At 49.6% G+C, this 26,212-nt stretch carries 23 protein-coding genes; 19 read left to right on the forward strand and 4 right to left on the reverse strand.

Going from position 1 to position 26,212, the window contains the following annotated elements; all coding sequences use genetic code 11:
• Positions 1–86 precede the first annotated feature (86 nt).
• The 3 genes from IEY46_RS04450 to IEY46_RS04460 all read left to right on the forward strand — a co-directional run bounded on the left by IEY46_RS04450 (position 87) and on the right by IEY46_RS04460 (position 3,433).
• Positions 87–1,565, forward strand: coding sequence for an ABC transporter substrate-binding protein (locus tag IEY46_RS04450; protein WP_188989513.1), 1,479 nt, complete (start codon positions 87–89; stop codon positions 1,563–1,565).
• A 65-nt stretch (positions 1,566–1,630) separates the two neighbouring features.
• On the forward strand, positions 1,631–2,587 hold the full coding sequence (locus tag IEY46_RS04455) for a carbohydrate ABC transporter permease (protein ID WP_188989515.1): 957 nt from the start codon (positions 1,631–1,633) through the stop codon (positions 2,585–2,587).
• Positions 2,588–2,608: 21 nt separating this feature from the next.
• On the forward strand, positions 2,609–3,433 hold the full coding sequence (locus IEY46_RS04460; RefSeq protein WP_188989517.1) for a carbohydrate ABC transporter permease: 825 nt from the start codon (positions 2,609–2,611) through the stop codon (positions 3,431–3,433).
• A gap of 60 nt (positions 3,434–3,493) precedes the next feature.
• On the opposite strand, the gene IEY46_RS04465 is transcribed toward IEY46_RS04460, so the two are convergent.
• Complete coding sequence (locus IEY46_RS04465) at positions 3,494–4,624, reverse strand: Gfo/Idh/MocA family protein (RefSeq protein ID WP_188989519.1); 1,131 nt, start codon at positions 4,622–4,624, stop codon at positions 3,494–3,496.
• A 174-nt stretch (positions 4,625–4,798) separates the two neighbouring features.
• Here IEY46_RS04465 and IEY46_RS04470 point away from each other — a divergent pair, with 174 nt between their 5' ends.
• Positions 4,799–5,713: an AraC family transcriptional regulator gene (locus IEY46_RS04470; protein ID WP_229750058.1), complete on the forward strand. Its 915-nt coding sequence runs from the start codon at positions 4,799–4,801 to the stop codon at positions 5,711–5,713.
• 4 nt (positions 5,714–5,717) lie between these two features.
• Here IEY46_RS04470 and IEY46_RS04475 read toward each other — a convergent pair whose 3' ends face one another.
• Entirely contained in the window at positions 5,718–6,425 is a 708-nt protein-coding gene (locus IEY46_RS04475; RefSeq protein ID WP_188989522.1) for a LytR/AlgR family response regulator transcription factor, read from the reverse strand.
• A gap of 399 nt (positions 6,426–6,824) precedes the next feature.
• On the opposite strand from IEY46_RS04475, the gene IEY46_RS04480 reads away from it, so the two are divergent.
• The 6 genes from IEY46_RS04480 (at position 6,825) to IEY46_RS04505 (ending at position 11,248) form a co-directional block, all read left to right on the forward strand.
• A complete protein-coding gene (locus IEY46_RS04480; protein WP_188989524.1) occupies positions 6,825–6,968 on the forward strand; it encodes a hypothetical protein in 144 nt (47 codons plus the stop codon).
• A gap of 32 nt (positions 6,969–7,000) precedes the next feature.
• The gene (locus IEY46_RS04485) at positions 7,001–7,969 is read left to right on the forward strand and encodes an HD-GYP domain-containing protein (protein ID WP_188989526.1); all 969 of its coding nucleotides are present in this window, start codon (positions 7,001–7,003) and stop codon (positions 7,967–7,969) included.
• A gap of 117 nt (positions 7,970–8,086) precedes the next feature.
• The gene (locus IEY46_RS04490; RefSeq protein ID WP_188989528.1) at positions 8,087–8,443 is read left to right on the forward strand and encodes a hypothetical protein; all 357 of its coding nucleotides are present in this window, start codon (positions 8,087–8,089) and stop codon (positions 8,441–8,443) included.
• Positions 8,444–8,724: 281 nt separating this feature from the next.
• Positions 8,725–9,216, forward strand: a complete 492-nt coding sequence (locus IEY46_RS04495; protein WP_188989530.1) for a methylglyoxal synthase — start codon at positions 8,725–8,727, stop codon at positions 9,214–9,216.
• A gap of 382 nt (positions 9,217–9,598) precedes the next feature.
• Positions 9,599–10,042 (forward strand): DUF1641 domain-containing protein, encoded by a 444-nt coding sequence (locus IEY46_RS04500; RefSeq protein WP_188989532.1) that lies wholly within the window; start codon positions 9,599–9,601, stop codon positions 10,040–10,042.
• A 27-nt stretch (positions 10,043–10,069) separates the two neighbouring features.
• Positions 10,070–11,248: an NAD(P)/FAD-dependent oxidoreductase gene (locus IEY46_RS04505; protein WP_188989534.1), complete on the forward strand. Its 1,179-nt coding sequence runs from the start codon at positions 10,070–10,072 to the stop codon at positions 11,246–11,248.
• Between the two features lie 657 nt (positions 11,249–11,905).
• On the opposite strand, the gene trhO is transcribed toward IEY46_RS04505, so the two are convergent.
• Complete coding sequence (trhO, locus tag IEY46_RS04510; RefSeq protein ID WP_188989536.1) at positions 11,906–12,820, reverse strand: oxygen-dependent tRNA uridine(34) hydroxylase TrhO; 915 nt, start codon at positions 12,818–12,820, stop codon at positions 11,906–11,908.
• 58 nt (positions 12,821–12,878) lie between these two features.
• On the reverse strand, positions 12,879–14,291 hold the full coding sequence (gene melA, locus IEY46_RS04515; protein ID WP_188989538.1) for an alpha-galactosidase: 1,413 nt from the start codon (positions 14,289–14,291) through the stop codon (positions 12,879–12,881).
• 281 nt (positions 14,292–14,572) lie between these two features.
• On the opposite strand from melA, the gene htpG reads away from it, so the two are divergent.
• From htpG to IEY46_RS04560, 9 genes are all read left to right on the forward strand, one after another.
• Positions 14,573–16,453 (forward strand): molecular chaperone HtpG, encoded by a 1,881-nt coding sequence (gene htpG, locus IEY46_RS04520; protein WP_188989540.1) that lies wholly within the window; start codon positions 14,573–14,575, stop codon positions 16,451–16,453.
• A gap of 171 nt (positions 16,454–16,624) precedes the next feature.
• Positions 16,625–17,305 carry a GntR family transcriptional regulator gene (locus IEY46_RS04525; protein WP_188989542.1) on the forward strand — a complete coding sequence of 227 codons (681 nt, stop codon included), beginning with the start codon at positions 16,625–16,627 and terminating at the stop codon, positions 17,303–17,305.
• A 316-nt stretch (positions 17,306–17,621) separates the two neighbouring features.
• Positions 17,622–19,292, forward strand: coding sequence for an extracellular solute-binding protein (locus tag IEY46_RS04530; RefSeq protein ID WP_188989544.1), 1,671 nt, complete (start codon positions 17,622–17,624; stop codon positions 19,290–19,292).
• A gap of 21 nt (positions 19,293–19,313) precedes the next feature.
• Positions 19,314–21,299 (forward strand): ABC transporter permease subunit, encoded by a 1,986-nt coding sequence (locus IEY46_RS04535; RefSeq protein WP_188989546.1) that lies wholly within the window; start codon positions 19,314–19,316, stop codon positions 21,297–21,299.
• Positions 21,300–21,301: 2 nt separating this feature from the next.
• Positions 21,302–22,150, forward strand: coding sequence for a carbohydrate ABC transporter permease (locus tag IEY46_RS04540; RefSeq protein WP_188989548.1), 849 nt, complete (start codon positions 21,302–21,304; stop codon positions 22,148–22,150).
• Between the two features lie 72 nt (positions 22,151–22,222).
• Positions 22,223–24,310 (forward strand): right-handed parallel beta-helix repeat-containing protein, encoded by a 2,088-nt coding sequence (locus IEY46_RS04545; RefSeq protein ID WP_188989550.1) that lies wholly within the window; start codon positions 22,223–22,225, stop codon positions 24,308–24,310.
• Positions 24,311–24,339: 29 nt separating this feature from the next.
• Entirely contained in the window at positions 24,340–25,098 is a 759-nt protein-coding gene (locus IEY46_RS04550) for an SDR family NAD(P)-dependent oxidoreductase (RefSeq protein WP_188989552.1), read from the forward strand.
• A gap of 49 nt (positions 25,099–25,147) precedes the next feature.
• Positions 25,148–25,438: a hypothetical protein gene (locus IEY46_RS04555; protein WP_188989554.1), complete on the forward strand. Its 291-nt coding sequence runs from the start codon at positions 25,148–25,150 to the stop codon at positions 25,436–25,438.
• Positions 25,431–26,192, forward strand: coding sequence for a phytanoyl-CoA dioxygenase family protein (locus IEY46_RS04560; protein WP_188989556.1), 762 nt, complete (start codon positions 25,431–25,433; stop codon positions 26,190–26,192). Before IEY46_RS04555 ends, IEY46_RS04560 begins: the two co-directional genes overlap by 8 nt.
• The last annotated feature ends 20 nt before the right edge of the window (positions 26,193–26,212 follow it).

The raw sequence follows: 26,212 nt of genomic DNA on the forward strand, positions 1-26,212 counted from the left end.
TTCCGGCAGACTGCTTAGAATAGAAGCATGGCAGTCGTACAAGGGGCTGTTGTTATGAATCTATTGAAAATGAAGGGGTGTAGGACATGAGAAAAAGGCTGCTGGCATTTGTAAGCGGTTTATTCGTACTAATGCTGCTGGTAACCGCCTGTTCAGGTAATGGGGGCGGCAATTCGGGCGGCAATGCCGCCGGAGGAAACGCTGGAGATGGAAATACAGGAGGAACAGAAGGCAAGTCTGGAGAGAATCTGAAGAAAGTCGTCATTAAATTTGATCCTCAGTCCCATCTTCCCAAGAAGCCGGACGCTCAGGATCCGACAGAGCGCAAGGTTCTGGACGAGTTGAACAAAGAATACATGGAGCTTCATCCCAATGTCACCATCGAGCTGGTTAAAGTGCCGTCCACACAGGACCGCAGCGCCTGGCTGCAGGCAAGAATGATGGCCAAGGATGCGCCGGATATTTTCTGGTCCAACTTTGAGGAGACGTGGAACAACTACAAGAAAGGCTGGTTCCTGCCGGTTGATGAATGGCTGAAGAAGCCGAACCCTTACAATGAAGGCAAGGAATGGGAATCCACATTCATTCCCGGTATTCTGGATTCGGTCCGGGCCCCGGACGGCAAGATTTACGATATTCCGGCGGACGGGGTTGGCGTGGCGATATTCTACAATAAAGAAATCTTCGATAAGCTGAACCTTCAGATCCCCAAAACCTGGGTAGAGTTTATGGATGTTCAGGCGAAGATCAAGGAAAGCGGCGTTACTCCGTTTGCCTTTAACATTGTCAACAAAGGCTGCTGCGATGCGCAGTGGACCGACGCTCTGATTCATAACCAGTTTCTGATCGGCAATATCGATGATCTGGACACCAATGCCAATAATCGTCTTGATCCGATGGAAATTGCCCAGGCTACGCAAGATGGGAAAATGCCGAACAAAGACATCCGGAGAGAGGAATTCACCCTCTACAAGGAGTGGGCTCAATACTGGCCGAAGGGTTTTGCCGGCAAATATGACAAGAACGAGATGTTCGCCTCCGGCAAGGTGGCGATGATGTTTGGCGGAAGCTGGACCATAGCCGAGCTGAATGCCATGAAGCTGCCGTTTGAATTTGCAAGCTTCAACTTCCCGATGATCACGAAGGAATCCGCTTCCTTATCGACGGAAACGGGAGCGAAGATTTATGGGCCTTGGGGGCCTGGACAATGGATTATTCCGGGGTATTTGCAGAAAGATGATCCCGATAAAATCGAGGCCATCATGGATTATCTGATGTTCCTGAGCAAACCGGCCAATATATCGGCGCTCGATAAGGAAACGGAATCCGAGCCCAATATTATCGGCGCTGAAGCCCCTGCCGGGCATGAAGTGTTCCAGGCGGATATTCCGATTATCGTCGCCCAGCATTTCACGGCTTATCTGGGTCAGGCTTTCTCCGATAAATTCGAGAGCGCTCTGACGTTGTATCTGACAGACCAGCTCAGTCTGGATGAATTCCTCACTCAGGTCGAGCAGTTCTACAAGCAAGGCGCAGCCGATACTATTTCCCAGCAGGGAAGCTGATTTTGTAAAAAAAGAGAGGGGGCTTGCCCCCCTCTGATGCCTATGATCCGTAAGGAGGTTATCCGATGTCACTTGGCAGAGCCGAACCGGCCGCCAGATCCAAGCCTGGTCGCAGCAAGTCTCCGAGAACGATGAAAACCAGACATAATCTGATCGCATTTGCATTTTTGCTGCCAACCATGTTCATGATACTGGTATTTAATTATTATCCGGCCATAGCCGCTTTTATTTATTCCTTCACGGATTGGAACGGCTTCACCACAGCCCGTTATGTAGGACTGAAGAACTTTACCGAGATGTTTACTACCACCGTATTTTCCCAGGCATTCCTGAACTTATTGTGGCTGACACTGGTGCGGGTCGTCGTCGCGATTTCCATCCCGCTCTTTGTCGCTTTTCTGATTTATAAGGTGAAGAACCCGCGGTTGCAAAATATATACCGCTTGATGTTCGTATTTCCGCTGGTCATTCCAATGATGGTCGTTCTGCTGCTCTGGCAGTTCATCTTAAGTCCCGACGTGGGGCTTATCAATGCCATCCTTTCCGCTGTAGGCGTTCCCGAAAGCAGCCAGCCGATCTGGCTGGGCAGCCCCGAGACCGCTTTGATTTCCCTGATGCTGATCGGCTTTCCCTGGGTGGATGGTGTGGCGCTGCTGATTTATTTGGCCGGGTTTCAGAGCATTCCCCGGTCGCTGGTGGAGGCGGCTACCATGGACGGGGCAGGCGGTTTTCGCAAGCTTATTTCCATCGAGCTGCCGCTGGTCTTGTCCCAAGTCAAGCTGATTCTGATTCTGACCATCATCGGCACACTCCAGGGCTTCCAGACTCAACTGGTGCTCACCGGAGGCGGGCCGGGTTATTCTACGACGGTTCCAGGCTTGGTCATGTACCAGGAGGCGATGCGCAACAGCCGCTTCGGCTTTGCCTGCGCGATCGGGGTTGTCCTATTCATCCTGATCCTTGGTTTAACGATCTTCAACAACAAATATCTCAAATCTTCCACGGAATATGGGAGTGAATAATCGAAGAAAGGAGGAAGCGGGTTGCCCAATCAGTTTCGTTTCCGCACGTTGTTCGCGCATGGCGGCATATGGATTTTCGGTCTCCTGACCATCATCCCATTTCTGATCCTGCTTAATCTGTCTGTCAAGGATCTTTCGCAGTTCAATCTGCAGCGCTGGTCAATCACCTTTCCTTTTCATTTCGAGAATTATTCGGCCGCATGGGCCGTTATCCGTTTATATATCTGGAACAGCTTTGTCATCAGTGGTGTTACCGTGGTCGCTGTACTGGTCCTTTCCTGCCTTGCGGCGTATCCAATGGCAAGAATGAAGTTCTTTATGAAGGAGAAAATCTATTATCTGATCATCGCGCTGCTGATGATTCCGTTCACGCTCACGCTAATTCCCTTGTTCAGTCTGATCATTGAGTTCAAATTTCTGAACAGCTGGCTAGGACTATGGGGGCCGTATATTGCGGGAGGACAAGTGTTCTGCATCTTCGTGCTGCGATCCTTTTTTGCTTCGCTTCCGGAGGAGATGTTCGAGGCGGCGAGGGTTGACGGGGCAGATGAGCTGAGAATTCTGTTCTCGATCGTGCTGCCGCTGTCCAAGGCGATTATCGCCACGCTGGGGGTATTGAATATTCTCAATACGTGGAATGATTATATCTGGCCGCTGATGGTTATCAATGATGATGGAAAGATGCCGATAACCTTGGGGCTGAGCACCTTCCAGCAGATGTTCACAACCAATTGGGGGCCATTGTTTGCAGGCTATACAATTGCCTCGCTTCCGCTTATTCTGTTGTTCATGTTCGCAAGTAAACAATTTGTGGAGGGACTGGCTTCCGGTTCGATTAAAATGTGAGGGATGCGGGGAAGAAGCGTGCTTGATAGCCGTTTCTTCCCCGCAAACTTATTTGCCCGGTTATGTCCAGTCGAGGGAACGGAACATGCCGGTTTCTGCCGATTCCTTTGCTTTCAGGCACATGAGAGCGCTCAATAATCCGTCATCAAGCGTCGAGAGAGAATCGGCGCCTTTTTGCATGATATCGATGAAATTTTGTGCAAGCGCCGTATCTCCGCCAAAATGCCCTTCTCCTCCAGAAATGTCGTATGTTTCCACACGCGGCGTATGATGCATATACACATTTACTTTACCGGTATAGAAATCAAAATCGAGCGTTCCTTTATAGCCGAGTAAACGCGCCCCTCGGGCGCCGGCTTCCCTGCGTGCAAAAAAATTCTGCGAATACGAGACATGCATGCCGGATTCATAACGGATCAGCGAGCTGCCGGAATCCTCATTGCCCGTATCCTCCGCATAACAGCAGGAATCCCAGCTTTGCTTGTCAGGTGTTTTGAAAAAGCTGCTGTCGAGACAAATCCGGTTATCTTCGCAATTGCCGCATGTTAAGCCTGCAGGGCGGCTTCCTTTGAAGATCTGCTTGGAGGTCATGGCGCATATCTGGGCAGGCTTGCTTCCAAGAAGAGAATTGATATAGTCGAAATCATGCGTCGCTTTCTGCAGAAATAGACCTCCGGTTTCCCGTTCGTCGCGGTACCAGCTTTGAAAATAAACCGATCCATACGGCACATTGTTTACAGCTTGAACATGTTCGACCGTGCCGATTTTACCGGAATCGATAATTTCTTTGGCCAAGAGGACGATTGTCGTCAGTCTGAGCGGGAAGGATACCACCACCTTGGATGCCGAGGCTTCGAAGGCGCTCTTGAGGCGGATTAAATCATCCATATTCGTCGCTACCGGTTTCTCCAGATAGAGAGGCAGTCCGCTTTGCAGCACCTTAATCGCCATCGGCGTATGCAGCGAGCATCGTGTGCCGATCAGGATGCCGTCCAGCTCTTCTATGCGCAGCATTTCCTCGGCCGTGTCGTAAAAATGTATTGCGTGTTGACCTTCTGCCTGAAGCTCGGCACTAATGGCATCCTTCCGTATATCAACGATAGCGGTCACTTTGCAGGACGGTTCCTGCTTGATGATCTCTGAAATGATTGAACGAATCCGGAGTCCGTAACCGATTACACCTAATTTCATCCCAAAAGCCCTCCCATGATCTGAATTCCATTTCAGTATAAAAGGTAAAGAAGGGGATGGCTTTGTTTAAAAAGCCCGGTTTTTTGTTGTTTTGCAAAAGGAATATGCCCTTTTCGTCCCGTAGAACTCGCGGTATGATAGTTTTAACCGAAATAGCGGGAGTTGATGATGGCTATGGTCCAGCAGTCAGGACTTGACAATATGAAGCGAACGGCATTGCGGCAAACACTCGAGATTCAACAGTTGATTACGATGTACTATTTCGAGTTCGACAAAAACTATGTGTTTAACGGCGAACAACATAATTTCTGGGAATTTTTATATGTGGATAAAGGGGAAATTGAAGTGCTGGCCGACGGCCGGAAACATCTGCTGAAGCAGGGCATGATTATTTTCCACAAACCTAACGAATTCCACGAGTTTTATGCGGCGGAGGGCAAAGCGCCAAATGTCATTGTCATAACCTTTGACTGCAGCAGCGCCTCGATGGACCGCTTTGCGGATAAAGTAATAAAGCTCGAGGATGAGGAGCGCAATTTGCTTGCCCAGATGATCAAGGAGGGGGAGAATGCCTTCATCTTTCCATTCCGGCATCCGCTGGAGCGGCGCGGGGAGACGGTATTCGGCAGCGAGCAGCTGCTCCGCTGCTATTTGGAAATTTTTCTGATTCGCCTGCTGAGAAGAAGCACCCTGCCCGATTCGGAAAAATCCCCCTTATCCACTTCCGCCAGGGAAAAGAGCAAGGATGACCAAACCAAGCGGGTGCTTCGTTATATGGAAGAAAAAATAGGGGATCCGCTGAATATTAACGGTATTTGCAGTGAACTGCTGATCAGCAAGACCCAGCTCAAAAGTCTGTTCAAGCAAAACACCGGGTACTCCGTCATGGAATATTTCACAAAGCTTAAGATCGAACGGGCCAAAAGGTATATCCGGGAGGATAGCTTTAACGTGACAGAAATATCCCAGCGGCTTGGCTTCAGCAGTGTCCATTATTTCTCCAAAGCTTTCAAGAACGCCACCGGGATGAGCCCGTCGGAATATGCCCGTTCGGTGAAGTCGCGAATGACCCTTGAATCCGGGGGATAAAGACTCACAGCAGCAGTTCCTGGATATCTTTCATTTTGGACTTGGCAATTAGCGCCTGCCTGGGATAATTTCCGAAGAAGACCTGATAGGTTTCTCCCATTTTGACAATGCGGGTCACTCTATTAAGATTAATCAGATAGGATCGATGGGCCTGTACCAGCTTCATGGGCGCAAGCTTGTCGTAGGTTTCCAGAGGATCGTTATGCATGGTATGCACGATTGATTTCTTTCCCATTTTTTCTATAAAAAGAACTTCGTTGTAAGCGATAATATGCAGGTTTGTATTGATTTTAACGATGAACTTCTCCGGAATTTCAATTAAACAGTCTAGCTTTCTTTCCATATTGAGCATCCGTTTCGTTCTGTCCAATGCCTTGTAAAGCCTGCTTCGCCCAATGGGTTTAATAAGATAATCGGCTACTCCTAAGTCAAAGGCTTCGGTCGCAAAATCCCCATGCGGAGCCATCCATATCATTTTCAAATGGGAGACGTTTTGCAGACACTCTTTCAGCTCAGCAATGCCGTCTATTTCACATTGTGAAGGATCTATCAGCAGGAGATGAGGTTGTTCCCGTGCGATTAAATCCATGAGAGCGCTGGCGGATTCCGTTTCGCCGACAATCATCATATAGGGAAGATCGGCCATATATTTTTTGAGCATGCGTCTGGTTTGGTCATTTTCATCCGCAATGATCACTCTTATATTTTCCATCTATTTACACCCCAATCATAATTTCGGGCAGATCCATCTTTGTCCTGGAGGAATAAAAAATAGACTTCATTTCAGTGGAAAAATTGCTGAAAAGTCGATTTTAAACCATGAAAGATGAGAATTTTGGCATGAAAAGCCAAATTCCCGTATTCATCATTATTCGTCATAGTTAGACAAAATACCTCCAATGGAGTAAACTGAACATAATAGGATAAGGTATATATACCTAATTTACTCAGAAGAAATTAGGGATAAATAACTAACTATTTAGAAATTCGGCATCTATATTTGGCAGCGTCTTCATACCTTCAAGCAACCAGACCGGAAAGGCCAAGTTTTAGTCCTTACTGCAGGAAGATAAACCGCAGCACCAAAAATGAATAGCGGAGGCTTACGGATATGGCGTCTGTTGCGCGCATGCAGAAAGTCATGGTTATTACAATCAAACGATGCCAAAACGGCGAACTAAAATTAAACAGCGATATTTCGCTCCGGTGGGATGGCATGCTTGTCCTGGCTTCTGAAAGCGGTGATATCGCCTGAATCCGACTAAATGGCAGTACCAGTACGTGGGTATGAGAATCAATAAAAATATGTACAATGAGTTCGGCGCCCTGATTGTGCCTGCGAATGCTTTGCTGAACCGAAAAAGCGTCAGGCGGCTATACCAGCATCGGATTTTGCTGCAGGAGGAGGACGTTGAAAACCTGCCTATTCTGCATCTACTTAATTCGGCCATTGTGGAATTGAAAGAGGTATTCCATAACGTCAGGCATTTCAATTCGATTCCAACTACGGATATCCGCAATAATCTGGTGCCTATCATCATTGAGATGAGCAATCATATGAATTTAAAGCAGGTGTTCAGCCATTTTGGCGAAAATGACGAATATACGTACAGGCATATTATCGGAGTGGCGCTGATTTCCCGGTTGATCGGTAAAGCAAAAGGGTATGACGGGGAGGAATTGCTGAATTTAACGATTGCCGGCTTCCTGCACGATATCGGCAAGGCGAAGATCTCTGAGGCGATTCTAAATAAGCCTGGTAAGCTGACTCTCGAAGAGTTCCAGGAGATGAGAAAACATACGGTTTATGGTTTCGATATGATCAAACAAACGCCGGGACTGAATTACAGGCATGCTCTGGTCGCACTGGAGCATCATGAGCGTGAAGACGGCAGCGGCTACCCACACGGAAAAAGAGGCTGTCAGATGGACCCGTTCAGCAAAATCGTTGCAGTTGCAGATGTATTTCACGCGATGATCTCCAAGAGGGTCTACAAGGAGCCGATTCCGTTCTATCATGTGCTGCTGGAAATGTCCCGCAGCGCTTATGGATTGCTGGAGCCGGACACCACGTTATGCTTTCTCAAACGGATCATGGATATGCTGATCGGCAGCGATGTCCGGCTTTCTAATGGCCAACAGGGAAGAATTGTCATGGTCTGCGGCAATGAGCCATTATCGCCCTTGATTAAGGTGAAAGGCCAATATATGGATTTGAGCCGAGACCGGTCGGTACAGATCGAACAGATTGTTTGATTGAGCGGACATTCGGTTTATTATTGTGATTGAAGTTCTGCCGCCCGCAGATTCCGAATATACAACAATACGGAAGCACGATCAAAGCGGGGCTGAAACGGGCGGGAGGGACTTAAAATGCTGCAGAAAATCAGGCATATGGGTATGGAATCGAAATATTCCGTCTTGTCGTTTATGTCTGTGATCGGCGTTGTCGTGCTGCATGGGATTCATTGGGCATTGGCACCACTACTGATGGGGGCCGCTTCTGAAATGAGGAGGCATCATCAGGATATGGAAGGCACGGGCTCCATCATCATGGGGCTCTTTATGCTTGTCTTGTTTCTTGTGAATATAGCCAGCATGTATTTTGCCTGCCGGCAGCTGGGAATGGCCTGGATGAACCGCACGAATGTTACAAGGCATACGTATTTATGCTGCGGACTATCTGTAGTTGTACTAGGTATCGGGATTTATACCTTATTTTCTTTTTGAAAGGAACAAGACGAAAGATTGTCGCAGGTTTATTGGGGAAAGAGCGGTTGTTGTGCTGATAATTATTTTGTCTATATAAACATCAAGCCGGTGAATTGCCAGTAAAGAGGCAAATTCTCCGGCTTGATGTTTTTAGAGTTGTCAATTAAATGTCATTAAACATAACATATATTCGGCTATTAAGTGGGTGTAAAACAAATGAATTGATTTTTGACTCCATTTACGTTAAATTAATGTTATATAAAATAACATAAAAAAGACCTGGAGAGGGAGAAATCATCATGAATGTCGCTTTCGTTGCTCATGACCGGAAGAAAGAAGAACTGGTGAATTTTGTTATCGCCTATGAGCCTCTTTTTAAGGAACATACGCTTTTCGCTACTGGAACGACGGGTGGGCTTATTATGGAGAGCACGGAACTGGATATCATGAGATTCAAGTCAGGTCCGCTTGGCGGGGATCAGCAGCTTGGAGCGATGGTCGCCCGAAATGAAATGGATCTGCTTGTTTTCTTTCGCGATCCGCTTGCCTCCCAGCCGCATGAGGCGGATATCTATGCTTTGCTCCGATTATGCGACGTATATGGGATTCCTGTTGCAACTAATATGGCGACTGCCGAATTACTGATCCATGCGCTGCGACGGGGGGACTTCCAATGGCGGGATATTGTGCATCAACACCGTCCTGTCTACATGGCGGAGAGGAAACCCAGGGCGGCTGATTACAAGATAGACGACTATGATTTGACTTCCAGAAAAGCGACCGGTTTATAAGGATTGTTCGTACGGACCCATCCCGCCCCGATTCGGCGGGATTTTCTTGTTAATAATTGTTTTCGTTATTGGGCTTCTGATGCTGTGTTAGTGCGATGAACGGGAGCAGCCGCATCTTGCCTGATAAAGACAAGTCAGCCAAAAAAACAAAAGATCTGACAATTCGTTTAGGGGATGCAAAATCCGTCGAATAGGTATACAATAGATACAGATGTGACCTACTCGTTCGCATCAGTCTGGATCCGGCACGCCTCTATGATTCTATGTGAAGATTTTCACTAAGAAGGTTAATATAATCATCATTATCCTTATGAAGAAGAAGAGTATCCGTTTTCAGCAGCGAGCCGGCACTATTTATTTGAATGAAGGAGGAAACGTGCAAATGTCAGAAACAACTGCCCCACAAACAGAATTGGATGTTACCGCAGTACAAGCAGCTGCCAAGCCGGATGTGCTGGATCAACTGCTTAAGCCGGAAGTGCAAGAGTCCTTAACGGTATTGGTGGAACAACTGCCGAAGCTTACCGAAATGATGACTCTCCTGACCAAAACATACGACCTGGCTTCCAAAGTAGCAACTGACCGCGTGCTTATTCAGGATATGGTTGGTGGACTTCAAGAAGTGGTGAAACCTCTGGAGAAGAAAGTCAAAGGTTATGCATCTGCTGTAATCGAAGCCAATGACCGCGCCGAGCATGCTGAAGGCACAATCGGTCTGTTTGGCATGCTTAAGCTGCTGAAGGACCCTGAGCTTCAGAAGATGCTTCGTTTCAGCCAGGCTTATCTGGATATTCTTGCCGAAAGAAACAAAAAAGAAGACGAATAGATTAATCATTCAGAACGGAGGATGAACGTGAGTAAACATATTCTTATTTTGGGCGGCGGATACGGCGGCTTGTTGAGCGCTCTTTCGGCCCGTGAACATTTGTCTGCAGAAGAAGCTACAATCACCGTAATTAACCGTGTTGCTTCACACCAAATCATCACGGAATTGCATCGTCTGGCAGCAGGTAATGTTGACGAGAAGGCGGTTGCTCTGCCACTTGAAAAATTGCTTAAAGGCAAGCAAATCAACATCAAAGTCGGCACAGTTCAAAAAATCGATGTTGCCGGCCGTTCGGTCAAGCTGGAGGACGGTTCTTCCTACCGTTATGATTCCCTGGTTCTGGCTCTGGGCAGCGAAACCAACTACTTCGGTATTCCGGGACTGCAGGAAAACAGCCTGACTCTCAAATCCGTATTGGATGCCAACCGCGTCTATGCGCATGTTGAAGAGCGCATCCGTGAATACAGCAAAACCAAAAACAAAGCGGATGCAACTTTCGTTATCGGCGGCGGCGGTCTTACCGGCGTAGAGCTTGTAGGCGAGCTGGCGGATGAGCTTCCCGGCATCTGCCGCAAGAATGGCGTTGATTTCGCCGATGTTTCGCTTTATCTTGTTGAGGCAATGCCAAGCATTCTGCCAATCTTCTCGGCTGACCTGATTGCCCGTGCAACATCAAGCCTCGAGCAGCGCGGCGTGCAATTCCTCACCGGACTTGCCATCACGGAAGTGAACGGATCCATCGTCAGCCTGAAAGACGGCCAAACGATCGACACGAACACGCTCGTGTGGACTGGCGGCGTTCAAGGCAGCACGCTGGTAGGCGAAAGCGGAGTGGAAGTCAACCGCGGACGCGCTACGGTGAATGAATACCTGCAATCCGTTTCCCATCCGGAAGTATTCCTTGCCGGCGACTGCGCGGTTGTATTTGGTCCGGAAGGACGTCCATACCCGCCGACGGCACAGCTGGCTTGGCAAATGGGCGAGCTTGCTGGCGCGAACATCGCAGCTTTCTTCAATGGCAGCACCATGGATACGTTCAGCCCTGTATTCTCGGGTACGCTGGCCAGTCTCGGACGCAAAGACGGGATCGGCAGCATTGGCGGCAGCGGCATCGAGCTGAAGGGCACGCCGGCTTCTCTGATGAAAAAAGCGAGCAACGCTCGTTACCTGGCTCACATCAACGGCCTGTTTTCACTTGCTTATTAAGATTCGCCCGCAATACATTTCTATTTATGGCAAAAGCGCCCGATTTCTTTTTTGAAATCGGGTGCTTTTTTAATGTTGGTATGAGTTCTCCCCCTAAATCCCCCAGAGGGGGACCCCAAAGGTTTCCGACCTCTGGACACCCGGGAAGGTATAACGTAGGCGCTGCTGCCAGCGTGAGAGCAGCGGCGAGCAAGCCGCGTTTACGTCCCATTCGGGACCCACTTTCACATGTTGCGCACTCGGGCTGTCGAATGTCCCTGCGGGACGGGGAAAAGAAGCAAAGTCTAGAAGTAAACTTTCTCATCGAACGGGTAGTTAAACGCGTCTCTGGTGTATCGACGTTATCATGGGACGAAGTCCACGGGTGCCACGGGAGCGCGATAAGGAAGTGTGTCCCGGAGGGACGAAAACGATCATGGTAAGCAGTAGCTCACATCCGATTCTCTGTGATGCCAACGTTATACCATTCCGGGAGTCCAGTGGGGCGGTCCTCTCTGGGGTCCCTCCTATGGAGGGATATAGGGAGGGCATTTAAAGGGGCATAGGGAGGGCATTATAGGTGAATTAAGGAAAAATTAGGGGGTAAATAAGGGGGAGCGCCAAAAAGAAGCGGCCCCCTTGGACTTGCATTCCAAGGCTGCCGCTTCATAAGTAGTGCTATATAGCCTGCGAGAAGGTACTGCATTCATCGGAGCAGTAATGATCATGTTCATTCGCACATTCCTCGCAAACGATATGCTGCAGATGGCAAAGATCATTGGCGCAGTTGATATAAGTGTCGGCGGGTTTGGCGCAATGGTGGCATTTTCCCACAACATTGGCTTCCTCCGTGTGATTGATCGGGATGGAAATGCGCTCATCGAAGACATAGCATTTGCCGTCGAATAATCTGCCTTTCACTTCCTCGTCCTGTCCATACGTGACGATGCCCCCATCAAGCTGGTACACATCCTCAAACCCTTCCTTCATCAAGAAGCTGCTCAGCTTCTCGCAGCGTATGCCTCCTGTACAGTAGGTGAGAATGGGTTTGTTCTTGTTCTGGCTTAAATGTTCCCGGATCCATTCCGGAAATTCCTTGGATGTTTCCACATCCGGACGGATGGCATTGCGGAAATGGCCTAAATCATATTCATAACCATTGCGTCCATCGAGCACAATAACATCATCCCGCTGCAAATATTCATAAAATTGCTTGGGCGCGAGTCTTTTGCCGCTTTGCACATTCGGATTAATATCTTCCTCATTGAAACGGAACGTGACCAGCTCTTTCTTGTAACGGACAAACATCTTGCTAAAGGTATGTCCTTCGGAAGCGTCAATCTTGAAGACAATATCGGCAAAAAGAGGATTCTGGCGCAGATCATGCATATATTTCTCCGTCTGCTCAATCGTCCCCGAACATGTACCATTGATTCCTTCATCGGCGATCAAGATGCGTCCCTTGATGCCAAGCTCCTTGCAATAAGCCAAATGCTCCTGCGTAAATGTTTCCGCATCGGGCACGTCTATAAATTTGTAAAACAATAATACAGCGTAATCGGATTGCGCGTTCAACTTGTTCACCTGCTTCATTAAATGTAACTCATATTTTAACATAATGCCGTCTAATAAAAAACGGAAATAATTATGGCTATTTCGCAAGCTCGCCAAATCTGGAGAATATCGCAAGCGCTGGATCTATCGGAACCTCTGCGCGCTGTACATCATGGGGAATCGCAATCGTCGGCGCAGCTTTAGGTTCGCGGCCGGCAAACTGCGGCAGCCACTGTGCCTGCGCTTCCAGCATTTCCGTTACCATTTCCCTGATTTCCTTGAGCGAAAGCACCGCCGAGGTTAAGGGATCCAGTGCGCATGCGTGGACGACCGCTTCGGGGTCCCCTGATTTGGCAGCCAGCACGGCGAGCCGCTGCACATTGATGTTGGTCATATTAAGCGCCATGCATTGCGGAGGAAGATCACCCAGCAGCGTGCGGTGGAGTCCCGTCCGGTCCGCATAAATCGGGCCTTCCGCGCAGCAGTCATGTGGGAGATTGGCAATCATCCCGTCGTTGCGCACGTTGCCGTTGAATGCGAAGGGCTTGCCTGTCTCCAGCGCTTCAATAATATAGGCGCAATATTCGACGCTCCTGGCAGGCAGCTTCGTCGGCTCGTTATCCATAATATTCGGCTGATTGTATTTGTCCGCCACATAAGCCGACCACGCATAAGCTGCGCCGGATTCACCGCCGAAAGCCGGTTCGTCGCAGTACAGCGCCAGCTCGCGTTCATTCTTGCGGAACCAGGGGACATATTCGGACAAATGGCCAGTCGACTCCGTCATGAAATATCCGAAGTGACGGAATACTTCTCCCCGCACCTTCTCGTTAACGTAAAATTCCGGCTGCTCGAACTTCTCGCGGAGAAGCGGGTAGAGGTCTTTGCCTTCGTGCTCCAGCTTGAGAAACCAGCCCATATGATTGATGCCGGCGCTGACGTAATCGATCTCTGCTTTGGGAACGTTCGTATAACCTGCGATCAGGTCCAGAGTCGTCTGCACGCCATGGCAGAGCCCCACGAATTTCACCTTGGTTTCACCGAGCGCCCAGCAGATCATCGCCATGGGGTTTACATAGTTAAGCAGCAGCGCGTCCGGGCAGAGTTCTTCCATTTCCCTGGCCACATCGAGAATAACGGGAATGCTCCGCAATGCGCGGAAAATACCGCCAGGACCCAGCGTATCGCCGATGCATTGGTCCACTCCGTATTGGAGCGGGATCTTGTAATCCATTTCAAAGGCGGCAACTCCGCCGACCTGGAAGGTGCAGATCACATAATCGGCGCCTTTGAGCGCTTCCCGTCTATCCGTCGTAATGGAAACCTTCGACTTCAATCCGTTCTCCGCAATGACTTTATTGGCAAAAGCCTCTACTTGGGACGTCTTCGCGGTGGAGGGAGCCATGAGCACAAATTCCGTTTCTTCCAGCGCTTCCGTCGCCATAATATCCAACATCAAAGTTTTGCAAAATACGATACTTCCTGCACCAATAATGGCAATTTTCCTCATAATCGCATAAAACCTCCTGTACGCTTGTCTATCCTCATCATAACATGATTTGGCGGGGGATCTGTAGCAGGATCATCTGGAGCCCCGCACTTTGAAAAGCCTCTTATGTCCGCATCGGGCTTAAATTTTTTTGGACAAACCTGCATGTCTGTATTGACATTAAAAATGGGGAATGATATAAAATAAGGGTTGGCACTCAACGGATTAGAGTGCTAATCACAAAACCTCAACCTATTTTACAAAAAACGGGTGTCTTTTTATTATGGAAGGGAGAGATAAGGATGGCAGTAAAAGAGTTTAAAGCAGAGTCCAAGAGACTGCTGGATATGATGATCAACTCCATCTACACGCAGAAAGAGATCTTCTTGAGAGAGCTGATTTCCAATGCCAGCGACGCAATCGACAAAATCTATTATAAAGCGTTAACCGATGATAATCTGGCCTTCGACAAGGACAGCTATTTTGTTAAAGTGACCGCGGACAAAGCATCCCGGACGCTGATTATTACAGATACCGGTATTGGCATGACCCAGGAGGATCTCGAAAATAACCTTGGGATTATCGCCAAAAGCGGTTCTTTGGCGTTCAAGAAAGAAAATGAATCCAAAGACGGCCACGATATCATCGGTCAGTTCGGGGTAGGCTTTTATTCCGCCTTCATGGTTGCCGATGTGGTAACGGTTATCAGCAAGCCTTTGGGTGGCGAAGGTGCTTTCAAATGGGAATCCCATGGCGCTGAAGGTTATACCATTGAGCCTTATGAGAAGGATTCGGTCGGTACGGAAATCATCCTCAAAATCAAGGAAAACACAGAGGATGAGAGTTATGATGAGTATCTCGAAGAATATCGCTTGAAAGCGATTATCAAGAAATACTCCGATTTCATCCGTTACCCGATCAAGATGGAGATTTCCGGCAAGCGGCCTAAAGAAGGCAGCGAGAATGAATTCGAGGATTATCAGGAAGAGCAGACTGTCAATAGCATGGTTCCCATTTGGAGAAAAAACAAAAGCGAGCTGACTCCCGAGGACTACGAGTCCTTTTATATGGAGAAGCATTACGGCTTTGACAAGCCGCTTAAGCATATCCATCTGAGCGTTGATGGCGCGGTACGGTACCAGGCGATTTTGTTCATTCCGGCTAACATTCCGTTCGATTATTATTCCAAGGAATACGAGAAAGGTCTGGAGCTGTACGCCAACGGCGTGCTGATTATGAACAAATGCGCCGATCTTCTCCCCGACTATTTCAGCTTTGTCAAAGGGATGGTCGATTCTGAGGATTTGTCACTTAATATCTCCAGGGAAATGCTGCAGCATGACCGTCAATTGAAGCTGATTGCCAAGAACATCCAAAGCAAAATCAAAAGCCAGCTGCAATCGCTGCTTAAAGACGAGCGGGATCAATACGAGCAATTCTACAAATCATTCGGCCGCCAGCTGAAATTCGGTGTTTACAATGAGTATGGCCGCCATAAGGATGTCCTTCAGGATCTGCTGATGTTCTACTCTTCCAAAGAGAAGAAACTGGTCACGCTGGACGAATACGTTGCCAGAATGCCGGAAGACCAGAAATATATTTATTATGCGTCCGGTGAAACGAATGAACGAATCGACAAGCTGCCGCAGACCGAAATGGTTGCGGATAAAGGCTATGAGATTCTCTACTTCACCGATGACATTGATGAATTTGCCATCAAAATGATCATGGCCTACAAAGAGAAAGAATTCAAATCCGTTTCGAGCGGCGACCTCGGCATAGAGGAAGACAAGGATCAGGATCAGTCCGATGCCGACGAGAATGAGAATAAAGAGCTGTTTGACGCCATGAAAGAATTTCTGGCGGATAAAGTAAGCGGCGTTAAAGCCTCCAAGCGGCTGCGGACCCATCCCGTATGTTTCTCCACAGACGGCGAGGTTACCATCGAAATGGAGAAAATACTGAAAGCCATGCCGAACAGCCAGGATGTGAAAGCGGACAAGATCCTTGAGATCAATACGCATCATGCGGTATTCCAGTCGCTGAAGGATGCCAATGGCAAGGATAAGGAAAAGCTTCAGCTCTATACGGCTCTCCTTTACAATCAGGCGCTGTTGATCGAAGGACTGCCGCTGCAGGATCCGGTGGAGTTTACGAACGATATTTGTAAAATTATGGTTTAGGTTTTCATATAGGATGAATCTACGATTGGGGTGGGCCGGCAGCGGCTGCGCCTCTTTTTTTTGAATTTATTGTCGGATAATGTTTAGGTTGACTTCCCTACATCCTTCTTATATCTTATATATAAGAATAGGCGGTATGATTTTTCATCTTGAGAAAGAGGCGTGGTTGCTGTGGATTTACCTAAAATTCAAACTTCCAATTTATTCGATCAGGTATACATAACTTTGAAGCAGTTAATTATCCGCCGAACCTTCCGTTCCAATGAGAAAATATCCATTCCCGTCCTAGCGAAAAATTTGGGAATCAGCATCACTCCAATCCGGGAAGCGCTCAACCGTCTGGAAGCGGAAGGGTTGGTCAAAACCGTGCCCAAGGTCGGGACTTTTGTCGTCGGAATTGACAAGAGCTATGTGGAGCAAGTAATTGAATTCAGACTGATGATCGACTACTGGGTGATTGAACAGTACCGTCAATTCTCCGCAGAGCGGTTTGAAGAAATCGCCGGCAGGCTCGACCAGCTTACACGGCATGCCGTTGCGGAAGTTGACCCGGCAGTAACGCCAATCGAGCAGTATGGCCATTTTGATATGATTTTTCATACGGAGTTTATCAATGCCTGCGGGAATATTCAAATCTTGGAAACCTATCAGAATCTCATGAATTTTCGTATCTTGACCGTCGGCAATCCTACACCGAAGCAATATAATTTGTCCATGACACAGCACAGGGAAATCGTGGATCAGCTTTTGAAGCAGGATTGGCAGGGGACCCGCGATGGATTACGTCAGCATTTGAACTATTCCAAACAAAATTTAATCGATTGGATCGACAGCAACGGCGGGGAGGTGTAAACCTTCTCCGACATTCATGCAAACGTTTACAACAACTATGCGCCCCCATACTCCCTCCAATATGCATCAGAACTCCCCAAGCTTATTACCTTTATCGTTCTTTTCGCAGCTCCAATCCGAGACCGGCAACCATTGAAAACGCTATCCTTCTATTATTCAGTATTGCTATAAAGGTGGTGGTTTTTATTTGAAATGTATATAAATAGCTAACGAACCGTTCAAACAGCATGAGGATTTATACACGTCAATCTCGCTTGCGGAAATTCATATAAGGGGCTTGAATGTAAATCTATCCTATTCCTGTGGAGGGTTATGCATGAAAAAAATCAGCACGATGCTAGTAATAATGGTCTTTGCTTTAACATCCATTCTTTCTGCATGCAGCGATTCTTCCAAGCCGATTGTTCCCGCCAACAATGAGCCTGTTACCAACGAGCCGTCAGCAAATGGAAATAAAGATGAAAACAAGCCGGTGGAGCCTGCTGCCGAAGAGGAACCGCCTGCTGCGGGGGTGAAAGCCTTCAGCGGTGAAATCGTCATCTCCCTGAATGGGAGCCCGGAAGACACAGGAGCTGCCAAAGCATTCGAATCCCTGGCAGCGGCCTACAAAAAAGTACAGCCTAATGTAAAGCTGATATGGGAGCCGAAGGGCAGCACGGCCGGTGATTACCCGACCGTCCTTGGAACGCTGCTCGCTGCTGGCACGCCTCGCCCGGATCTGGTGGCGGGCAACTACGTGCCTACCTATGCAAAGTATTTGAACTTTGACAAATACCGTTATCAAGTCAACCCGTATACCGGCAACAAGTGGGATGACGACCTGGACTTCAATTTCTTCGTAGCCAAAAATGCCAAAGGCGAACGCATCATGCTGCCGACGCAATCGGTTCATATTATGTGGTTCTACAATAAAGACATCTTCGACAAGCTGAATCTGCAGCCGCCGACCAACTGGGAAGAGCTTGTGAGCGTGTCCGAGACCATCAAAGCGGCTGGAATGATTCCCATAGCCTCCAATTTTGTATGGAAGGTGCCGCAGTGGGTCATCGAGATCTATCTCGATCAATTTACCCGTGGCTGGCATGATATTGTCCGGGCGAAGGAAGGCGATTACAACTACGATGATGAAATGGATGGTACATTCACGGCCGATCCGAACGATCCCTATATTGATCTGAAATACAATTTCAATCAGGCAAGGTTTTTTAAGGCCATTAAAGAGGGGCAAATCCGTTTCGATACGCCGGAGATGACGGAGATGGTCACGAATATGGCCAAAGTATTCCCGAAATATGCGCAGAAGGATTTCTTCATAAGCTCCGACGATTATCCCTTGTTCCTTCAGCAGAAAGCCGCCATGATCATTGACGGCACCTGGAGCCTTCCGACTGTGAAGCAGGATATGGCCAATCTGAATGATCCGAAACGGCTGGAAGAGCTGAAGATTACGGATACCAGCTCGCTCAAGCCTTTTAATTGGGGGACGTTCGAGAATCCGCCGATGACGGGAGATCTCGTTCAGGGGCCGGTGCGCAGTGTAGAGTCTGCCTCGGGCGAATATGTAAGCATTATTGAAAAGAATCAGAATCAAACGGATATGGTACTTGATTTCGTCATGTTCTGGCTTTCCCAGCCCGGCTATCAGGCTTGGGTCGACGGCATGGTGGCAGCCGATAAATTCAATCCCGGCGGTCCAGTCATGGTCAAAAACGTCAAGGTGCCGGCAGAGATCGAGGAGATGTTTAAAGGGGTCCAGATGCTCGGTAACGCGGAAATTCCGATTAATAATCCGTTATCGACAAGTGTGCCGGACTTGAGCAAGGCCCACTTCAACTTGTACAAAGAGGCGCTTGAAGGCAAGATAACGCCGGAGGAATTCGGCAAGAAGCTCCAGCAATCCTGGATGAAGAACTTTGATGCCATCATCAAGAACGCAGGACTGACCGCGGAAGACATCGAGCATCCGGAACGGGCGCCCGGGCAATAAGCGTCCAGGAGGGAGGGTATTATGCCGAACCTATCACGGGAGAAAGGCGCGTTGCCGCTTGTAAGTAACGCGCTGCGGACAGCGATCGGAGCTGTGATCCTCATCATTATTGCCAACTTGCTGTATTACTTCGCCTTTGCATCTTCCGGGGAACCTGTTCAGGTGAGCAGTCCGCTTGGCAGCGGGAGAATCATGAAAGCAATCGAAGTGGGCAGCCGGACAACTGCTGCCATTACCAGCGATAGCCGGCTGATTATTGTGGAAGGGCGGCAGCTGCTCCTTGAAAAGAAGCTTGCAGGGACAGTAGCGGATCTGGCTCTGTCGGCTGACAAAAACAAAATCTATGTCGGCACAAGCGACCGGAAGGTTTTTGTATTTGATTTGTCGCTGAATGAGCAGTCCAGCTTCAATGTCAACGGGCGGGTTATCGCACTGGACTCCGGGGCAAGCGGTGAACTGGCAATTGCTTATGGCATCGGGCAATATACGGATAAATTTTGGGTCGGCTTGTTCGACGAGTCTGGCAAGGCCGTCTACAAGACGAAAATTGGTTTCGATGTTACCGCTGTCGCTGCAGGGAAGAATGGCGTATATTTCGGCACTGCCGATTCCAAAGTGGGATACTTGTCACCTGAAGGAGATGAGTTGTGGCGAACGAATCTGATTCAACCCATCGCGAGGCTCGGTTTGAGCGGGAACGGGGAACTATTGGCGGGAGACGAGAGAGGTCATGTTTCGCTGGTATCGGAGCAAGGGAAAGTACGCTGGATCAACCAGATCTCATCCTATCCCGTCACGATGGTTGCAGCAGTCGATGAAGCAGGTCATATTCTGGCGGGTGACAAGGAAGGCAAGCTGTATGTACTGGATGCGCAGGGCTATGGGCATTATGAAGCGCGTGTGACGGCTGGCACAATAAACAGTCTTATGGGCACAGCGGGCGAAGAAATTTTGCTATTGACCGATCGGGGAGAGACGGTAACGGTTTCTCTCCAGAGCGCGCTCGACGCAGACAGACTGCGTTATTTCAAAATTACCCTCATTGTGGTGAATGCTGCGTTGATCTTGACCATAATATGCGCTCTGGTCTGGTCAATCGCAAGCTGGCGTGCAGCAGTGCTCGGTTTCGGCCGAAAGCTGAAGCGTTCCAGGTCGGCTTATCTGCTGCTGCTGCCTTCCATTGTGCTGATTCTGATCTTTAATATTGCGCCGACGCTGATGGCGGTCTTCTATTCCTTCACGAACTTCAGCTTGAAGGAGCCGCTCAAGATCATCGGCTTTGAAAACTTCGCTGCCCTTTGGTCCGATTCGTTCTTCTGGGTCGGGATCTGGAACATGTTCATCATTCTGATCACTTCGATTATTAAAGAAGTGACGATGCCGCTGCTCGTTGCGGAGCTGATTTTCTGGCTTCGCAGCAGCCGCATGAAATACTGGTTCCGCACGGCTTACGTTGTCCCCAGCATCGTGCCCGGCGTTGTCGGCATTCTGCTGTGGAAGATGATGTATGAGCCCGAGGTGGGGATGATCAACCAGTTTCTGGACGCAGTCGGACTTGAGAGCTGGAAACGTGCCTGGCTGGGCGAGGAGAGCATTGCCCTTTGGAGTATTATTATGGCCGGTTTTCCATTTGTGAGCATTTTCGCTTTTCTGATATATTTCGGCGGGCTGATCGGAATCAGCAGGGATATCTACGATTCATCCTCGATTGACGGGATAGGCTCATGGGGACGTTTCTGGAAAATTGATCTGCCGATGATCCGGCCGCAAATCCGTTTGATTCTGTTTTTTACGTTTATCGGAAGCATTCAAGGGTTTGCCAATATCTATCTGTTCACCCGCGGCGGACCGGGTACGGCTACTTATGTACCAGGCTTGCAGATGTATAACCAGATCTCCGATGCAAATTTCGGTTATGCTTCCGCGATCGGATTTGTTCTGGCAATCTTCGTGTTGGCCGGCTCAATACTGAATTTGCGATTCTCGAAACAGGAAGGAGTCGAATGAGGATGCCAAGGAAAATAAATGCGAAAGCGATCATCAGCTATTCCTTGCTGGCTGTTATCCTGATTCTTTCTTTTGTGCCTATCATTATGATGCTCTCCATGTCGCTGCGGAACAGCCTGATGATCTACGGCGATTTCTGGGGAATGCCCTGGCCGCCGATTCTCAGCAATTTTTCATTTGCGCTGTTCGATTTGATGGCTCCGATCCTGCGTACGATCTATTTATGCGTCATTTCTATCCTCGGCATCATGCTGTTTTCGACGCTTAGCGGCTATGCGTTTGCCCGGTTAAAGTTCGTAGGCCGGAATCTGATGTTCTGGGTTATTGTCATGCTGATGACTGTACCTGGCGTATTGCTGCTGACGCCAAACTTCGTGCTGGCGGACTGGCTGCACTTGAAGAACTCCCTGGAAGGGCTGGCCGTCTTCTATATCGGCGGCGGTCAGCTGTTTGCAATATTCCTGCTGCGCACCTTCTTCACCTCGCAGCCTGAAGAACTGTTCGAAGCGGCAAGAATGGAAGGAGCCAATGAATTCCGCTGCGTGTGGTCGATTGCTCTTCCGCTGGCGCGTCCCATATTGATTACGATCGCAATCATGAACTTTCTTTCGATCTACAATGATCTGATCTGGCCCATGCTGCTGATCAGCACGCCGGACTTGCAGACGATTTCCATGGCTTTAGCCAGCTACGCGCCGGATTCGGGTAACTCGGTAGGGAAAATATCCCGTCCGGATCTTGGCATTATCACATCGGGTTATGTGTTCGCTTCCGTACCCTTGCTGTTGATGTTTACGCTGGGCATGCGTTATTTTATCGAAGGACTTACGTCCGGCTCGATTAAAGCGTAGCTGGCGGCAGGATGGAAGCGAAGTAGAATGACTACAGCGATAAGCAGTACCATACGGAAGGAGATGTAACAAGTGAGTGTAAACGAACTGTATGTATCGACATTAGGCAAAGACACATGGACGGGGAGACTGCCGGAGCCTCATCCTGAGGACAATGACGGTCCTCTGGCAACCATTGCCGGAGCGCGGGATGCCATCCGGCATCTGAAGCAGTCCGCTCTGATTTCCGGGGCGGTTACGGTATGGCTCCGCGGGGGCCATTATCATCAGACGGAACCTGTCGTGTTCACGCCGGAAGATTCGGCGGCTGTCACCTATGCCGCTTATCCGGGAGAAACGCCTGTTGTGGATGGCGGACGCCGGTTATCCGGCTGGCGGGAAGAGACGATAGGCGGCATTGCGATGTGGGTCGCCGATGCTCCGGTTGCAGACGGAGACAACGGATATTTCCGTCAGCTATTCGTCAATGGGGAGCGGCGGTCCCGCACCCGTCTGCCCAAACAGGGTTTTTATTGGATGAAGGATGTGCCGGGCACCGGATTTCAAGGAGGGGAGATGAGCAGCGATCTCTTTGCCGGAACAGATACATTCGTGTGCGCACAAGGCGATATCGATGCTTCATGGCGCAATAGGAACGACATCGATGTCGTGGCTGTCCATTATTGGATCGAGGAAAGAATGCCGGTGGCATCTTTTAATCCCGATACGGGGGAGGTGAAATCCAGCCGAAAGAGCATGTTCGTGCTTAAAGACGATGTAGCCCGGCGCTATGCCAAATATTACGTGGAGAATGTATTTGAAGCTTTAACCGATCCCGGCCAGTGGTATCTCGACCGGACAGCCGGCAAAGTTTATTATATCCCCCTTCCGGGGGAAGCGTTGGCGGAAACGGAGCTGGTCGCATGCTCCGCCCGCCAACTATTGAAGCTTGAGGGCAAGCCGGAGGAAGAGAAGTATGTGGAGCATTTGTCGTTCCAGGGATTGACCTTTGCCCACACGGATTGGATCCAGCCAAAAGGCGGCGGCGAACGGTTCGAGCTGCCGGGCATTGACTTTGCCGCAGCGCCGCAGGCGGCTTTCCATATTCCTGGCGTGGTTCACATGCGCGGTGTCCGCTACTGTTCCATCGAGGATTGCCGGATCGAGCGAATCGGCTGGTACGGGATCGAACTGTCCGAGGGCTGCATGTCCAATCGGATTGTCGGCAACACCATAAGCGATATGGGAGCTGGCGGAATCAAGCTGGACGGCGCGGATGCCAGCGGTTCCATCCTGCTGCGTACAGGCAGCAACAGGATCACGGACAATCATATTCACGCCGGCGGGCGTATTTTTCATAGTGCTTGCGGCATTCTCTCTGTTCATTCCGCCGGCAATACATTTTCGCATAACCATATTCACGACCTGTATTATACGGGGATCTCCTGCGGCTGGGTATGGGGCTATGCGGAGAATGTGTCGAAGAACAACCGGATCGAGAAGAACCATATACACGATATCGGCCACGGGCTTCTAAGCGACATGGGTGGAATTTATACGCTTGGCGTCCAACCCGGAACCGTCATTCGCGGCAATCTGATCCATGATATTGAGAAATGCAATTATGGGGGTTGGGCGATTTATCCGGATGAAGGCAGCTCGCATATCCTTATTGAGAACAATATTTGCTTCAGGACGAGCAGCCAGGTGTTTCATCAGCATTACGGCCGGGAGAATATCGTACGCAACAATATTTTCGCATTCGGCCGTGAAGGCCAGGCCGCGCTTGGCAGAGCGGAGGATCATCTTTCCTTTACATTCGAGAAGAACATCATTGTCGCCGACGGGCAGCCGATGTTTGTGGCGGGCTACTCCGGCCAGCTTGACAAAAAAGGATTCAGCAGCGATTTGAACCTGTTCTGGGATATCTCAGGCGGCGAGCCGGAATCCGGCAATCAAAAGTTCGACGAACAGGCGAATTTTTCGCTGAATGACAAACGCTCCATGGAGGATATGAACCAGCTTGGATACGATCTGCATTCGATCTATGCCGATCCCCGTCTGGAGGATCCGGCAGGCGGTAATTTCACGCTTTTGGAGGACTCGCCTGCATGGGCACTTGGTTTCCAGCCGATTGATCTGACCGACGTCGGACCCCGCTCCGCTGCTGACAGGGAATAAAGCCATTACCATTGCCGGGAGATGAAGAAATGAGCGTTCAAGGTAAAACGGCAATTATTACGGGCTCAACGAGCGGGATCGGTCAGGCAGCTGCAGAAACACTGGCACGTCACGGCGCCAGAGTGTTGATAAGCGGCCGGGACCGCGAGAGAGGGGAAGGCATCGTCCGGGGCATTACGGAAAGCGGAGGCGATGCCCATTTCCTGCAAGCTGATCTGGCGGACCGCAGTAGCCCTGACAGGCTTGTCCGCGAGGCGCTAGGCAGATGGGGCAGGATCGACATTATTGTCAACAATGCGGCTCTCGTATGCCATAAACCCGTCGATGAGATCACGCACGAGGACTGGGACAGACTGCTCGCGGTCAATTTAAAAGCCCCGTTCTTCCTCGTCCAGGCGGCGCTAGCCCATCTGAAGGAAAACGGCGGGAGCGTCATTAATATCAGCTCCATCAACGCGATTCATAATGACAGCAACAACCTGGTCTATGACACGATTAAAGCCGGATTGAACCATATGACGCGGGGCCTGGCCCTTGATCTGAGGGAGGCAGGTATCCGCTTCAATGTATTGATGCCCGGAGGAATTGATACTCCGCTGCTCAATCAATGGTTTGGACAGTTTGCGGGCAGTCCCGAGGAGGCGGACCGGATGGCTGAGGCAGCCAAACAGGAACCGAATGTAGGGTCCCCGCAGCAGATTGCCGATGCGGTGCTGTTCCTGTCCGGCAGTAAGTCATCGTGGGTCAACGGCGCGATTGTCCCGGTCGATGGCGGTTACCATCTTTAGTTGAAGCTAGTAGCGGGAAGTCCCAATTCATAAATGAGGTGAGATCATCATGGCAGTGAAACGGCAACAGGTCCTATTCTTATGTTTGGTTAATCCTGAGCTCAGCTCCAAAACAATCGCTTGGGCGCTCTATGACGGAGCTTCGTCCGCAGAAGACAGCCGGATGGAAACAGGAGATTCCGCCGTCCCTCCTTATGCGTCCGTGCTGGATGCGATGAGGGACGGATGGAAGGTGCTCCAGGCTCCCCAGCTGCCTTATTTCATGCATGGCCATGAGAATGAAACCGGCCATCTGCCTTGGGAATATCTGTTGGAAAGGGAGGTCGAGACCGATGGCTAGAACAGCAAACGAGCATCTGCTGGATGCCCGTCAGATGGCGCGTTTTTGCAGCGACGGGCTGATCGTCCTGGAGGATCTGGTTCCCCGGGAGCTGAACGAGGCTGTCTATCAGGATGAGTTGAATGTCGAGCCGCAGGGATATGAATTCTGGAACAGCTCGGAGGCGATCCGCAGCGTATTTGATTTGCCCCAGGTGCGGGGAGTCATAGAAAGTCTGGTCGGCCGGAATTATGTGTATGACCATTCCTACCTGCACACAGTCAAGCCGAACAACAGCAAATCGCAGAACTGGCATGTGGATTCCGGCATCATGAATCCCAACCCCCACAATTTCGATATTCAGGCTTTCTATTTCGCCCATGATACGCCTGTCGAAATGGGGCCAACGCTCGTACTGCCCGGTTCCCATCTGCGGCGCGCCAGCTACTGGAGCATCTCACGCTACAAGAATATCGAGGGACAGCGCCATCTGGCCGCGAAAGCGGGAACGATCGCTTTTATGCACCAGGATATTTGGCACTGCGCGCAGCCCAACAAAACGGACCGAACCCGTTATGTGTTCAAAATCCGCCTGGATGCGGTGGAGCAGCAGCGGAATCTGTTTAATACGGACGGGTTCGATGATCCGGAAGTGATTGAGATCCTTAAGACCCAGTATCCCTGGTATGGATCGGATGGGCAGAAAGAAACGTACCAAAGGCTGGCATTTTGGCGTTTCCTTGTCGGCAATGATTTTATTTTGAAAAAACGCTGATGTTCTTATTCCACTTACAA

It is taken from the genome of Paenibacillus nasutitermitis, from assembly GCF_014641075.1.
In the GTDB taxonomy this organism is placed as follows: Bacteria; Bacillota; Bacilli; order Paenibacillales; family Paenibacillaceae; genus Paenibacillus_Z; species Paenibacillus_Z nasutitermitis.

Coding starts and splice junctions, on each gene's coding strand:
- IEY46_RS04495 (WP_188989530.1), top strand. CDS start 8,725: ATGAATGTCGCTTTCGTTGCTCATGACCGGAAGAAAGAAGAACTGGTG.
- IEY46_RS04470 (WP_229750058.1), top strand. CDS start 4,799: ATGGTCCAGCAGTCAGGACTTGACAATATGAAGCGAACGGCATTGCGG.
- IEY46_RS04535 (WP_188989546.1), top strand. CDS start 19,314: ATGCCGAACCTATCACGGGAGAAAGGCGCGTTGCCGCTTGTAAGTAAC.
- IEY46_RS04500 (WP_188989532.1), top strand. CDS start 9,599: ATGTCAGAAACAACTGCCCCACAAACAGAATTGGATGTTACCGCAGTA.
- IEY46_RS04540 (WP_188989548.1), top strand. CDS start 21,302: ATGCCAAGGAAAATAAATGCGAAAGCGATCATCAGCTATTCCTTGCTG.
- IEY46_RS04480 (WP_188989524.1), top strand. CDS start 6,825: ATGGCGTCTGTTGCGCGCATGCAGAAAGTCATGGTTATTACAATCAAA.
- IEY46_RS04560 (WP_188989556.1), top strand. CDS start 25,431: ATGGCTAGAACAGCAAACGAGCATCTGCTGGATGCCCGTCAGATGGCG.
- trhO (WP_188989536.1), bottom strand. CDS start 12,820: ATGAAGCAGGTGAACAAGTTGAACGCGCAATCCGATTACGCTGTATTA.
- IEY46_RS04465 (WP_188989519.1), bottom strand. CDS start 4,624: ATGAAATTAGGTGTAATCGGTTACGGACTCCGGATTCGTTCAATCATT.
- IEY46_RS04475 (WP_188989522.1), bottom strand. CDS start 6,425: ATGGAAAATATAAGAGTGATCATTGCGGATGAAAATGACCAAACCAGA.
- IEY46_RS04550 (WP_188989552.1), top strand. CDS start 24,340: ATGAGCGTTCAAGGTAAAACGGCAATTATTACGGGCTCAACGAGCGGG.
- melA (WP_188989538.1), bottom strand. CDS start 14,291: ATGAGGAAAATTGCCATTATTGGTGCAGGAAGTATCGTATTTTGCAAA.
- htpG (WP_188989540.1), top strand. CDS start 14,573: ATGGCAGTAAAAGAGTTTAAAGCAGAGTCCAAGAGACTGCTGGATATG.
- IEY46_RS04485 (WP_188989526.1), top strand. CDS start 7,001: ATGAGAATCAATAAAAATATGTACAATGAGTTCGGCGCCCTGATTGTG.
- IEY46_RS04450 (WP_188989513.1), top strand. CDS start 87: ATGAGAAAAAGGCTGCTGGCATTTGTAAGCGGTTTATTCGTACTAATG.
- IEY46_RS04490 (WP_188989528.1), top strand. CDS start 8,087: ATGCTGCAGAAAATCAGGCATATGGGTATGGAATCGAAATATTCCGTC.
- IEY46_RS04555 (WP_188989554.1), top strand. CDS start 25,148: ATGGCAGTGAAACGGCAACAGGTCCTATTCTTATGTTTGGTTAATCCT.
- IEY46_RS04530 (WP_188989544.1), top strand. CDS start 17,622: ATGAAAAAAATCAGCACGATGCTAGTAATAATGGTCTTTGCTTTAACA.
- IEY46_RS04455 (WP_188989515.1), top strand. CDS start 1,631: ATGTCACTTGGCAGAGCCGAACCGGCCGCCAGATCCAAGCCTGGTCGC.